The organism is Streptomyces sp. NPDC002144 (assembly GCF_053593695.1).
In genome coordinates this window covers 1-12,197 of record NZ_JBSFDB010000112.1, presented here as the reverse complement: position 1 = coordinate 12,197, position 12,197 = coordinate 1, and the positions used below count along the sequence as shown (strand labels likewise).

Genomic DNA, 12,197 nt, shown 5'->3' with positions numbered 1-12,197 from the left:
GAGGTACGACAAACTCGCCGTCCGCTACGAGGCGACCGTGCTGGTCGCGGCCATCAACGAATGGCTGTGACCAGCACTTTCGAAACACGCCCTAGTAGGGCTTGGTCAGGTTCGTAGTGGTGTGGGTATGTTGCGGTGGCAGGTGGGGCAGGGGCCGGTCCAGATGGCGAGGAGTGTCTGCAGTTCGCGGACGACTTGGTAGAGGCTCAGGCCCGCACCATGTCTTTTGGGTCTCGTGCCAGTCGTTGCAGGGTGCAGAAGGCGTGGGCGGCGGAGACGAGGGTGACGTGGTGGTGCCAGCCGCTCCAGGTGCGGCCTTCGAAGTGGGCCAGGCCCAGGGCCTGTTTCATCTCCCGGTAGTCGTGCTCGATGCGCCAGCGCAGCTCGGCCAGCCGTACCAGCGTGGCCAGCGGCATCCCGGAGGGCAGGTTCGACAGCCAGAACTGCACCGGTTCGGGTTCGGTGGCGGGCCACTCGGCCAGCAGCCAGCGTTCGGGCAGCTCAGCACCCTCGTTGGCCTGACGGACCCCGCGTCCGGCGGGTCGCACGCGCAGGGCCACGAATCGCGAGTACAGGCGCTTGGATCCGCTGATCGACGTGCCGGGCCGGGAGCCCTCCCGCCAGGCCACCGGCCTCGCAGCCGCCCGCCCCGCCGCGATGACCAGGTCTTTCATGGTCTGCGCAGGCTCGGGATACGGCATGGCCGACGGCCGGCCGGTGCCCGCACAGGCGGGCTGGACAGGCCAGGCCACGGCTGATGGACAACGGGACTGCCGTTGTCATCGACGTCGTCCAGCCGAACGGCGCCGACCGCGGGACGTCGCGAAGTTCGACGCGACGGAGGCGGCCTGCACGGAGGTGGGGTGGGAGTTCCGGCTGTTGGGCGCCGCTGATCCGGTTGTGGTCCGCAACGTCAGGCGGCTGGCGGGCTACCAGCACCCTCGGCACCACATGGAGCCGGCGGCCTCGCGGCTGCGGGAGGTGTTCGCCGAGCCGCTGGCGCTGATGGACGGCGCCGCCGTGGCGGCTGAGCCGCTGGCGGTGCTGCCGGTGCTGTTCCACCTGCTGTGGTGGCACGACTGACGGTGGAGGCCTCCACGCCGTTGCACGGCGACTCCCTGGTTTCGTCGGGGATGGTCCGGTGACCGCGGGCGGGGGCTCGGTGCTGCGGCCGGGCGACTGGCTGACCTTCGACGGCGGCGAGCATCAGGTGGTGGCGCTGACCGGGACGGCGGTGCGGCTGCGGTCGGCTGCCGGGGCCGAATCCGTGGTGCTGGCTACTTGACGGCGGCACCGGACTTACGTCCACTCGACTCGCCGCGTAGGTAGAATCCGTCCAGTACCGCCCAGCGTACCCGTCGCCGCAACCCCGCCTCAGAGTTTCATACCGGGGTCCATGCCGAGCCGGATCCTTCCCACCGCTTCCATTACGGTATCCGAGACAATCGCATGTTGAAGAAGGGCCATTCCGTCCCGGAAGAGGCGCTCCAAGGGTTCCCCGCGATAGATAGCCGACGAACTACCCAGTTTGTACATGGAGATGAGCGCCTCGCGGCACACATCGGCCACATGGTTCATTGTCGCCCTCAGCGTGGCCAAGTCCTCGACGGTCTCCTTCTCATCCCTCTCGGCCGCCTCGTCCAGTTCCCCCAGCACGGAGTAGAACAAATGGTGCGCCGCTCGCACGGCGACCTCGGTCCTGGCCAGAGTGCTCTGCGCGTGAGGGAGTTCAGCCAGAGTGCTTCCGGTCACGGTCCGCTTGGTCGGAGCGAGCAGGATGATCTCCTCGATCGCCTGCTGGGCGACACCAAGGGCGACCGCGCTGGCGCCGGGCATCGTGAACCTGCGGGCCAAACCCCGGTAGAGGGGTCTGTTGATGAGCGTCGGACGCGACAGATCGACGGCGAGCTCACTCGGTACGAAGGCGTCCTCCACGAGTACGTCATGGCTGCCGGTGCCGCGTGCTCCGGTCGTATCCCAGGTGTCCTGTACCGACCAGTCGTCCCGGTGCAAAGCCGCATACCGAACGTCGCGGGAATCATCGACGTTGACTACCGCGGCCCAAAGCCAGTCCGCCGCACCGATCCCGCTGATCACTTTGTAGTGACCCGAGACCCGGTAGCCTCCCTCGACCGGGATCGCCGCCCCCGGCCTTCCCGTTGAGTTGGCGAAAACAGGTTCCGTGCCCGTTCCCCAAATACGATCGATTCCCGCCTGCTCCATGCGGGAGGCCAACAGGCCGGTGTTGCCGTTGGCCACCACCCAGGCTGCTGACGCGTTGATCCTTCCGAGCTCCTCGTACACCCGCATGACAGTGACGGACGATGCCTCCGCCCCGCCGAGCTCCCGAGGCGTATGCAAACGGAAAATCCCAGACGCACGAAGCTCCGCGACCAACGCGTCCGGCAGACCACGCTTCGCGTCCATCTCCTCAGCGGCAGCCTCGATCGAGGCGCGGAGCTTCCCGGGGAGCGTCAGCGGATCCACGGGCACACGGTGTTCCTCGGACATGACACTCCCCTAAGCGCATACTCACAGAATTGATGCAACAAGTATTTTAGTACTGCAACGATCTTTGCCGTGACGCGCGGGTAGCCGGCTCGTTGCCACCAGACCCGGAACGGTTCAGCTTGACCTTGCATCTGGTCTTGCATAGGTCGAATGGAGCTTGCATACGGCTGCTGGTTCGTACGGCGGGGCTTGGATGAGCCGGTGGCGTGGCCGCCGAATATGCAAGGTCAGGTTGGTCACCTCGGATGCTGACTGCGCAGCCCGATCTTTCACCTCGCTGGTCACGGCCGTCGGCATGTGCAACCCCCAGCCGCACCGGACAGCTCGGGCCGTCTCGTAGCCAATACCCCGATTGACGCCGGTAAGGAGAATTGTTGCCATGGTCTTATCCTCAAATTCATCGACTCGATTGCGAAGTCGCTCATCTCCTCAGGGAGCGTCCGCTGCGGAGTAATTCGTTGTGCGAGAGACGGGTCGACCGACAGTCGTCACGCCACCGCAACCTGCGACTTCGCAGCATCCTTTGAAACAGCCCTGGACAGGTCACAGATACCCGCGGTGGATCTTCTGCGCGTCACCGTGGGCCGATCTGGAAAAATCCTCGAAATCCATGTTAGCGATGGCGAGATTGCCGACCATCTCCGCGACGGCCGTAGGAAGAATCCGGAATCGTCGTGTCAAGCCGCCCCCAGGAACCGGGTCGTCCCAGTCCGCCGGGTCCGGGCTAGTGCTCACCGCCAGAAGTGGGTGCTCGTCACGCATCGTGAGGGCGTCGGCCAGGAACACGACTCTGGGCGGGCATTCGGGGAGGACGGCCAGCACCTCGTCAGCTTCCGCGCCGGCCCAGCCAGGGTCGTCAACGACGTGGCAGGAGGCCTCCATGTCATCCGTCCACGGCTGCTGCAGTCCCGCGGCGGCCAGCTGCCAGGCAGCATCGTTGGAATAGTCAGTGCGGATCACGAGGGCGTCCCACTCGTCGTCATCTCTCAGGTCGATGGGCGGGCGGTCTGGCATGGTCGTCATACCGTACTTTCTTCTTGCTGGCAGGATGTCAGGAAGGACGGGGAACCCTTCCTGTAGCCCGCACACCAGCAGGTCGCGGGAGCGTTTCGCAAACAGCCGACGGTTTATTGCCCGTCGTTGTGCGGGACCTTGCCCATCAACCCCGATCACTCGTGCCAGGGCGATTGCAAAGTTCGTTGATCGTGCGTTGGCGCAGGTCAGTTGAGCAGGGCTGTTTCAAAGTCCGATTGATGCTGCGAATGAAGTTCCCCCAAGGCCGGGTAGTTAGCGTTTCCGCTGGTCACACAAGGGGCGTTGGCGGGTTCTTGACGTGTCGGAGCCTGAGTAACACGCTGGTCAGCGTGCGCCGGGTGACGGAGGTCAACGCCGGACGGAAGACGGCGGGGATCGACGGTCAGGTCGTGCTGACTGCCCCGGGCAAGTCAGAGTTGGCGCGCTTCATCCAGCAGCGCGGCAGCATCTGGCAGGCCCGTCCGGTCCGGCGGGTTTTCATCCCCAAGGCGGTGGGACGCAGACGGCGCCCGCTCGGCATTCCCGTGATCGTCGACCGGGTGCCACCAGGCCCGGGTGTCGGCGGCGCTGGAACCCGAGTGAGAGGCCTGGTTCGAGGCGAGGTCGTATGGCTCCCTCCGGGCCGGGGCTGCCACGACGCGATCGGGGTCATCTACAACACGCTCAACGGCAAGAACGCGCAGCGCGTGTGGATCCTGGACGCGGACCTGGCAGCGGCGTTCGACCGCATCGACCACGACCGGCTTCTGGCCCAGCTCGGCACCTTCCCCGCCCGGGGCATGGTCCGACAGTGGCTGAAGGCCGGGGTGGTCGAGCGCGGCCGGTTCACTGCGACGCGACGGGGCGGTGGCCGCCAGCTCGGGCACCGTTCTGGCGGGGTGGGCGGCCTGTCTTCGGCGCTCGCCGGACTGGCCTTTCTCGCGCAGGATCCGGTACATCGTGGAGACCGGGCAGTGGTAGCGCCCGGCATCCAGCTCACGGGCCCAGATCTGGGCGGGCGGCAGCTCGGCGTACTCGTCGCTGTTCACCAGCTCCAGTACTGCGGCCCGCTCTTCGGCTGTCAGAGCCGCGGGCTGGACCTGCGGTTTCCTGGGGGTTCGCTCTGGTGGGGGCCGCAGCCTGCGGTAGTGGGTGACCCGCGAGCGGCCGGTCAGCCGGCACGCGGCGGTGATGCCCAGCGCGTCCTCGACGCCGGCGAAGGCATCGTCGGCGACCGGGGCGGCGGCATGCGTCAGTCCGCGCCCTCGGAGATCATTTCCAAGAGCGCGGAAGCTTTTCGCATGACCTCCAACGCGGCCTTGTTCCGGGCCAGTTCTTTCTCCAGGCGCTCCGCCTGGCGGCGTAGTTTCTCGTTCTCTGCCTCGGCGGGGGACTTCTTCGGCCTCGCCGGGCTGGTGCGCTTGTCGACCAGCTTCTCCAGGGCCCCGGCATCCCGCGCGGCCCGCCACTCCTTCACGTGCGAGTGATACAGCCGCTCGCGGCGCAGGATCGCGCCCCAGGGCCCTGACTTCGACACCCACGTGGACGAGCTGACGCAAGAGGTAAGGAAGCTCATCGAGCAGATCCGGCCGGACGCCATCCACGCCCAGAACGTCGGGTTCGCACTCAGCCTCGCGCTCAGTCGCACCGCCGGCACGATCCCGATCATCTCCATCGCTCACGGCCCCGAAGTGATGGCGGCCGAGCGCAACATGGCGGAGCACCAAGCCGTGCTGGAAGTCGCCGGTGCCAGCGCCGCGATCGTCACCCCAACCTCGGTCCTCGCCGACCGCATCGATCGCCTCACCGGGCGCCGGTTCACCGACCGCATCGTCATCATCCCGTGGGGCATCCGTCTGGCCGATGCCCATGCACACGATCACCCGTCCGCAGGGACCGGTCCCCTGTCCCTGGTACACGCCGGCCGCCTGGACGACACCAAATCCACGATCACCGCCGTCGAATTCCTCGCATTGACCGATCAGCCGCACCACTTGACCGTGATCGGCAACGGACCCCAACGGGAGCATCTGGAACAGCGGACTATCGAACTCGGCCTGCGGGATCGAATCCATTTTGATCCGTTCCTACCCCGCGCCGAACTGTGGCGCCTGCCGAACTTCGACGCCTTCGTCTTCACGACCAAGGGACTGGAGGCTTTCGGGCTCGTCCTCATTGAGGCCCAAGCCCACGGACTTCCGGTTGTCTACTCCGATCTTCCCGGTGTGAGGGAAATCCTCGGGAGCGCTGGTGTTCCGTACACTCCCGGCGACCCGTGCTCGCTGGCCGTGGCCCTGGACGAGATGGGCCGAGATTTCCATCGGCGGAAGGCCCTGGTCCAGGCGGCTCTGCATAACGCGCGCCGATACGACATCGCTGCCACCGGGCGCCAGTTTCGCGACTTGACGCTCCGGGTTGCCTCCTAACCCGGTGTTCGACGCCCTCGACGACGCCCGGGAGCGTCCCACGTCCTGCGATCCTGCCTCTCCCGAGGCGGATGCGGACAAGGTCGCACGCCGCGGCCGCTGCGGCATTCCCGCCGGAGTGGGGCATGTGGAGAAGTGGCAACTGGCCCTGGACATGATCGACGAGGCCCGGTCGTGGGGCATCGACATTCCCCTGGTCGTCGCGGACGCCGGCTACGGCGATGCCGCCGCTTTCCCGCCACGGCCTGGAAGAACGCAACCTGCTCTACGCGGTGGGCATTTCCTCCCGGCACACCGCCCATCCAGCCGTGGCCCGCCCGGTCCAGCCCGCCTGTGCGGGCCGATGACCATGCTCATGACGCGCCGACTTGCCCGGCCACACCCTGGGCGAGGGTGAACCGCCCGGCTGCTGCTCGGCCAGCCAGCCTCGCGCGACCAGGCATTTCGCCTTCGACCGCAGTGCCTCCACTCGTGCCGGCACCACGTCCATGCCGAACACGGCGGCCATCTCCTCGCAGGTCAGCGGCCCTTGATGGAGCCGGTCCCGGTCCGCGAGCGCCGTGAGAATGCGCTGGTAGTCCACCGACAGCGCCGACCAGGCAAGTCCCTCACGCCACACCGGCACCTGCGACTTCGGCTTCGCCCCGTCCAGGGGTCCCGGCGGCGCGTCCGCATCCCGCGGATCCTCAGTGACCTCCGTGCCGACGGTGTTGCCGCCGTCCGGAGCCAGCACGGTGTCGACCCGCCTGCGGGCGATCGCCCACTCCTGCCATTCCTGCTCGGCCGCGGCCAGTTCGGCCTGGATGCGGTCGGCTTCCTCCCGCAGCCCGTCCACTCGACGGCGAGCGGCGAGCTCGTGCTGTTCCAGCGGTCCGACGACTGACGGCATTCGTGACCTCCTGGGGAGCGACAACCCGACAGGCCACGACTCCCACGGAATCACCACTGCTATCCCCGACCAGCCGAAACGCACCGATCACGCCCGGAAAGACAACAGCTTCTTACGCCACCTCCACAGACCTGACATCCCGCCAGCCCGGCGGTAGGCCCGGCCAGCTTGGTTATCGCCGACCGGACGCCATACAAACTACCGCTGACCTGAGGGTGGTTGGCGGTGAACGCCGATCCGCCCTGGCGGCGCATCGGCTTGCCCTGCCCTGCTCCGCAGGAGTCCGTTTCCTCCCCCGCCTGAAGGCGGGGGTATCCACGAAGGAATCTCGATAAGCGCCTGAAGGTGTCTCTGCCCGTCGGTATCGCCGACGATAAACTCCCGGCGTGCGTGCCTGACCGACCAGCAGGGAACGGCAGGAATCGGGGGCATAATCCATGGACATCGAAGTGCTGGGCCCTGTCCGGGTGCGGGACACCGAGCGTGGCACGATCATGCTGGAGGGGCCCAGACAGCGCACGTTACTGGCCTTGTTGGCCTGCTCGAGTGGCCGGGCGGTGCGGGTCGACCGGATCATCGACGCGTTGTGGGGCGAGCGGCTGCCCAAGGACCCCCGGAGCTCGCTGCACACGCAGGTCTCGGCACTGCGCAGAATGCTCGGCTCCGGCGTGCTGGTCCGGGAGGGCGACGCTTATCGACTCGATCTCGTAACGCATCACGTCGACGTACGCGCATTCAGCGACGGCGCCGCGACTGCCCGCCGTGCGGCCGATGAGGGCCGGTACGAGGAGGCCGTGGCGGCGTTCATCCGGGCGCTGGGTCGCTGGCGCGGCGCGCCGTTGGGCGGAACCTCGGGCGCCTGGGCGGCCGGCGAAGGCAGTCGACTGACCACGGTGCGCCTGGACGTTCAGGAAGACCTGCTGGACGCCGCTGTTCCGCTCGGCCGGGACGTCGTAGCGGTGGACGAGCTGGCGGCTGCGGTCGAACATCATCCCCTGCGGGAGAGACTGCGCGGGCACCTCATGCTCGCCCTCACCCGGCAGGGCAGGCAATCGGAGGCACTGGTCTGCTACCAGGAAGGGCGGCGGGCCCTCGTGGAGGGACTCGGCATCGAGCCCGGCCCCGGGCTGCAGGAGATCCATCGCCAGGTCCTCGGGGGCGGAGGCCGCGGCTCACAACCCGGCCACCAGTCGCAGGGATCCAAGGACAGAGCCCCTGCTGTGGTCGGGCTGGCCGCCTGCGGCGGCGTATCCGCAGGCTCGCCGACACCGCGTCAACTCCCGCCGGACACACCTGACTTCACCGGTCGTGCGGCAGTTCTCTCGTACCTGCGTGATGCCGGGGACCCGGTGCTGACGATCACCGGTGCCCCCGGTGTCGGCAAGACGGCCCTGGCGGTGCATGCCGCCCACCTTCTGCGTCGTCGTTTCCCCGACGGCCAGTTATTCGCCGAACTGCACGGCACCCGGGACCGGCCCAGGAGGCTCGACGAGGTGCTCGGTCGGTTCCTGCTCGCCCTTGGAGTCTCGGAACGCAGCCTGCCGCGACGGACTGGTGAACGCGTCGACCTCTACCGCACCCTGCTCGCCGACCGTCGCGTGCTCGTCGTCCTCGACGACGCGGCCGACGAGCGTCAGGTACGTCCCCTGCTGCCCAGCGGTCCGCGCTGCGTCTGTCTGGTCACCAGCCGCTCACGGCTCGCGGCGTTGGAGGGTGCTCAACGGCTGGACCTGCCCGAACTGGACGACGCGGACTCCGTCCAGCTTCTGGAGCGTGTCGCCGGATCCGCCCGGATAGGGGCCGAGCGCGGCCGAGCATTAGAGATCGTCCGATTATGCGGGCACCTGCCGCTCGCGGTGCGGATTGCGGGAGCGCGTCTGTCCTCCCGTCCTGACCTGACGCTGCTCAGGTTTACGAGCTGGCTGCGCGAGGAGCGCCGGCGCCTGAACGAACTGGCCATCGGTGATCTGGAGGTGCGTGGCAGCCTCGCGCTCAGTTATGCCGGTGTCTCCCCCCTGGCACAGAGAGGACTGAGACGGATCGGTTGGCTCGGGGTGCCCGACTTCCCGGCGTGGCTCGTCGCCGTCCTGCTGGAGAGGGGCACTGAGGAGGGAGAGGACGTCGTCGACGAGTTGGTCCGCGCGCAGCTGGTTCAGGTTGCCGGTGCGGACGGTACGGGCATCGTCCGCTACCGCCTGCACGACCTGACCAGGTTGTTCGCCCATGAGCGTGCCGTGGCCGAGGACGGGCCGGACTCATTGCGTGCGGCGGCCGACCGTGCCGGCAGCTGGTGGCTGGCCCTGATCGAGGAGGCGTCCAGCGGCACTCCCGTACGACTCTTGCGTCCACACCCTTCCGCGCGCGGCCCGGCGGCGGTGGTCGACGGCCCGATCCGGGAGGCGGTGCTCGCCGCGCCGGACGCGTGGTTCGAGGCGGAGCAATCGACGCTCGTGCGCATGGTCGAGCGGGCCACCGCAGTGGGGCTGGGTGGGCTCGCCACCGCTCTGGCGACCGCCTTGTGCGCTTCCTCGTTCGCACTGCACAACCGGTTCCACTCCTGGTGGCGCACCCACTCGGTGGCCCTGGAGGCCGCACGCCGGGACGGAGATCACGCGGCGGAGGCACGGCTGCTGGCCGGTCTGGGCTGGCTGCGCAGCGAGCAGGATCGTTTAGACGAGGCCGTCGAGTATTACGGTCGCGCGCTACGGGTGTACGAGGACACAGACGACACGGACGGCCTGGTGGTGACTCTGCTGAAACTGAGCGGGGTTCTCACGGAGAAGGGGGAGTTCGCGTCGGCCCTGGCTGCCCTGGACCGGGCCCGCCCTCTGCTGCCCTCACACCCGGACACCGGTGCCAGGGCCGGGGCGCGGTACACCCGCGGCAGGATCCTGACGGAGGTCGGACGGGTGGGGCAGGCCCGCGACGAACTGGCTGCAGCGCAGCGCGAATACCAGGCGGCCGGTGACAAGCACGGCGTCGGCCTCGTACTGCGCTCCCTCGGCATCACCCGGCGCGCGGCCGGCGACTGGGAAGGCGCGGCGCGCGACGGTGCGCGGGCGCTCGCCGCGCTGCGTGCATCGGGGGACCGGCTGATGGCCGCGTACGCCGCGCAGGCGTTGGCGAAGACCCGGATCCGACAGGGGCAAGAGGCCGGGGCTCGGGATCTGTTGCAGGAGGCGCTGGATGTCTGCCGCGAGATGGAGGACGGCTTCGGCCAGGCGCTGGTCCTGCGCACCTGGGGCGAGGCGGAACTGGCCGCTGACCGGCCGGAGGATGCCTGCGGTTTCCTGAGCCGGGCGCTGGAGTGGTGGGACTCACTGGGCCTGCCGCTGTGGAGGGCTCGCACTCTGCGTGATCTGGCCGAGGCTCAGTGGCGGCTTGAGCGGTGGAGCGATGCGATGGCGGCACGGGACGAGGCCAGGGTCACGTTCCGCCGTTTCGGAAGCAGGGAGGCGGGCGAGCCCTTCCCTGTCCCGGACCTGACGTCGTCCCCGCGCAGCCAGCGTACTGTGAACCCCTCGCGGCCTGCGCCGCCTCCGGCTGCCCCTCCGCCCCCGACGGACACGCCACAGAATCTCCGCAGTTTTCCTTGAGTCGTGCCCTCTAACTTCGTGCACCGGACCACTTCGGCCCACAACGGACACGGAGGTTGTCTATGTCTGGTGCGACTATGCCCGGCCAAGCGGGCCGTGCTGTGGCGCGGTGTGGGTCCGGCCAGGCACCAGGCTTCGACCACCTCCCCCTATCCGAATACCTCTGATCGTGAGGTCCCTGTTGCCATTCGCCGGCTGGCCCCGTTGCCGCGGCAGCGAGGACAAGATCACTGCTCGACTACTACACGGAGGACAAGCATGCAGTTACGTCGAAAGCTGGGCGGGCTCCTCGCGGGGGTGAGTCTGGTCGTCGGCGGCCTCCTGGCCAGCGCGCCGGCCCAGGCAGCCGCTCCCACCGACCGGGCGGTGAGTGACACCGCTCTGACGGCTCCCGCGTCTGCGGCAAGCGCACAGGCCAAGGCGGGCGTGCTGGCGAGGTCGCCGGGCATCTCTCCGGCCGCCGAACGCATTCGGTACGTCTCCAGCGGCTCCTACGACTGCCCGTACGAGCGGCTGTGCGCCCGCGTGTGGGATCCGACCGTCGGCCAGTACAAGGTGTTCGACCTGTGGGCCTGCCACACCTACTCGCTGTCCTACTGGGGCGGCGGCGGCGACGGCGGCGGCTTCATCAACAACCAGACCCCAGGCACGGTGGCCAGCTTCTACGACTCGGCCGGCGGAAGCGTCCTCAACTCGACCGCGTACGACATCGCCCCCTCCTGGTGGAGCTGGGACCCGATCTGGAAGATCAAGAACTGCTGACCCGCGCAACCGCACCCAGGCGCCCGCCCCGCCACCCGGGGCGGGCGCCGCGGTGCGCCACGCGCCCTTGCCTGCCCGTCACGGACCTGGCGGCCGATGCCGATCCGTGCGCGGACTCCTTCGCCCTGGACGAGGTCGGGGGGCGTCCTGCTGGCCGCGCTGGAAGAGTGGACGCCCGAGTGCGTCCCCAGCGCGATCTGGGGCGTCGCCACACCATCATCCGGTTCAACGAGAACGTCCTCCGGCAGGACGGCGAGGACATCGTCGACACCCTGAAGACGATGGGCACCGACCTCGTCACCGGCGCCCTGGCGATCAATCACCGACCCCGCAAGATCCTCGGCATTGCGCGACCACCAGCTGTGGCTCCAAGTCCTCGACGGCGCCAGGCAGAGCGAGACCTTCCGCGGCACCACGCCGGCGGAGACGGCCGCACTCTGCACGGCCCAGGCCTCAACCCCCGCCACGTCTACCGCCTGGACGGCGGTGCCTCATCAAAGATCGCCTTCATCCACCAGGGCAACACCCACGTGGCCGGCAGCCTGCACTACCTCCGCTGGCCACGCACACCACAAGAGCCCTTTTCCTGGCGGGGCCTGGACGGCCGAGTCCTGCACAGCGCATTTCTGATCACCAGCCCTCAGCCACGGGGAGCAGACGAGGTTGACACCTCACCCATTTTCCACGTGCGCGCCACGCTGCGCCGCTTCCCGGGGGTCAGCCGAGGCTGATCTCCGGGCGGTAGATGTCCATCCACTGGGCGAGATCGAGCGCGCGTTCAAGGCCGCGGCGTTCGGCCTGGGTGCTCACCGGTGTCTCACGGTGGGCGACGCGGTGGAGGCTGTCGTGGTCGACGAGGTCGAAGACCGGATGGGTGGGCCGGGTGAGCAGGTCCTTGGCCTGATCCTGGAGCGCGGCGGCGTACTTGGGGTCCTGGGTGGAGGGATAGGGGCTCTTGACCCGGTCGTACACCGACTTGGGCAGCAGGTCGGCACACGC

Annotated in this window: 10 protein-coding genes and 3 pseudogenes; 8 read left to right on the top strand and 5 right to left on the bottom strand. The window is 68.3% G+C overall.

The features are described 5' to 3' along the window. Window positions 1–206: 206 nt before the first annotated feature. A pseudogene (locus ACWCQ1_RS50895) lies at window positions 207–755 on the bottom strand (transposase); the annotation flags it as partial. On the opposite strand from ACWCQ1_RS50895, the gene ACWCQ1_RS50890 reads away from it, so the two are divergent. Further along, window positions 700–1,083: a hypothetical protein gene (locus ACWCQ1_RS50890; protein WP_451029984.1), complete on the top strand. Its 384-nt coding sequence runs from the start codon at window positions 700–702 to the stop codon at window positions 1,081–1,083. The pseudogene ACWCQ1_RS50895 and the gene ACWCQ1_RS50890 overlap by 56 nt on opposite strands. Window positions 1,084–1,141: 58 nt before the next feature. Then, window positions 1,142–1,285: a hypothetical protein gene (locus ACWCQ1_RS50885; protein ID WP_451029983.1), complete on the top strand. Its 144-nt coding sequence runs from the start codon at window positions 1,142–1,144 to the stop codon at window positions 1,283–1,285. An 89-nt stretch (window positions 1,286–1,374) separates the two neighbouring features. On the opposite strand, the gene ACWCQ1_RS50880 is transcribed toward ACWCQ1_RS50885, so the two are convergent. Further along, on the bottom strand, window positions 1,375–2,511 hold the full coding sequence (locus tag ACWCQ1_RS50880; protein WP_451029982.1) for an acyl-CoA dehydrogenase family protein: 1,137 nt from the start codon (window positions 2,509–2,511) through the stop codon (window positions 1,375–1,377). 543 nt (window positions 2,512–3,054) lie between these two features. Further along, a complete protein-coding gene (locus ACWCQ1_RS50875; protein WP_451029981.1) occupies window positions 3,055–3,534 on the bottom strand; it encodes a DUF6924 domain-containing protein in 480 nt (159 codons plus the stop codon). Between the two features lie 230 nt (window positions 3,535–3,764). Here ACWCQ1_RS50875 and ACWCQ1_RS50870 point away from each other — a divergent pair, with 230 nt between their 5' ends. The 3 genes and pseudogenes from ACWCQ1_RS50870 to ACWCQ1_RS50860 all read left to right on the top strand — a co-directional run. Beyond that, complete coding sequence (locus ACWCQ1_RS50870; RefSeq protein ID WP_451029980.1) at window positions 3,765–5,012, top strand: reverse transcriptase N-terminal domain-containing protein; 1,248 nt, start codon at window positions 3,765–3,767, stop codon at window positions 5,010–5,012. 54 nt (window positions 5,013–5,066) lie between these two features. Continuing rightward, a complete protein-coding gene (locus ACWCQ1_RS50865; RefSeq protein WP_451029979.1) occupies window positions 5,067–5,951 on the top strand; it encodes a glycosyltransferase family 4 protein in 885 nt (294 codons plus the stop codon). Between the two features lie 37 nt (window positions 5,952–5,988). Then, window positions 5,989–6,292 (top strand): annotated as a pseudogene (locus ACWCQ1_RS50860) (transposase); the annotation flags it as partial. A gap of 12 nt (window positions 6,293–6,304) precedes the next feature. Here the strand turns inward: ACWCQ1_RS50860 and ACWCQ1_RS50855 are convergent. Continuing rightward, window positions 6,305–6,840 (bottom strand): annotated as a pseudogene (locus ACWCQ1_RS50855) (hypothetical protein). Between the two features lie 437 nt (window positions 6,841–7,277). On the opposite strand from ACWCQ1_RS50855, the gene ACWCQ1_RS50850 reads away from it, so the two are divergent. From ACWCQ1_RS50850 to ACWCQ1_RS50840, 3 genes are all read left to right on the top strand, one after another. Further along, on the top strand, window positions 7,278–10,436 hold the full coding sequence (locus ACWCQ1_RS50850; RefSeq protein ID WP_451029978.1) for an AfsR/SARP family transcriptional regulator: 3,159 nt from the start codon (window positions 7,278–7,280) through the stop codon (window positions 10,434–10,436). 258 nt (window positions 10,437–10,694) lie between these two features. Then, complete coding sequence (locus tag ACWCQ1_RS50845; RefSeq protein WP_451029977.1) at window positions 10,695–11,198, top strand: hypothetical protein; 504 nt, start codon at window positions 10,695–10,697, stop codon at window positions 11,196–11,198. A 167-nt stretch (window positions 11,199–11,365) separates the two neighbouring features. After that, window positions 11,366–11,929 (top strand): hypothetical protein, encoded by a 564-nt coding sequence (locus ACWCQ1_RS50840; RefSeq protein ID WP_451029976.1) that lies wholly within the window; start codon window positions 11,366–11,368, stop codon window positions 11,927–11,929. Here ACWCQ1_RS50840 and ACWCQ1_RS50835 read toward each other — a convergent pair. Then, the coding region (locus tag ACWCQ1_RS50835) for an asparagine synthase-related protein (RefSeq protein WP_451029975.1) at window positions 11,916–12,197 on the bottom strand (282 nt) is incomplete at its 5' end. The two genes, ACWCQ1_RS50840 and ACWCQ1_RS50835, sit on opposite strands and share 14 nt — an antisense overlap.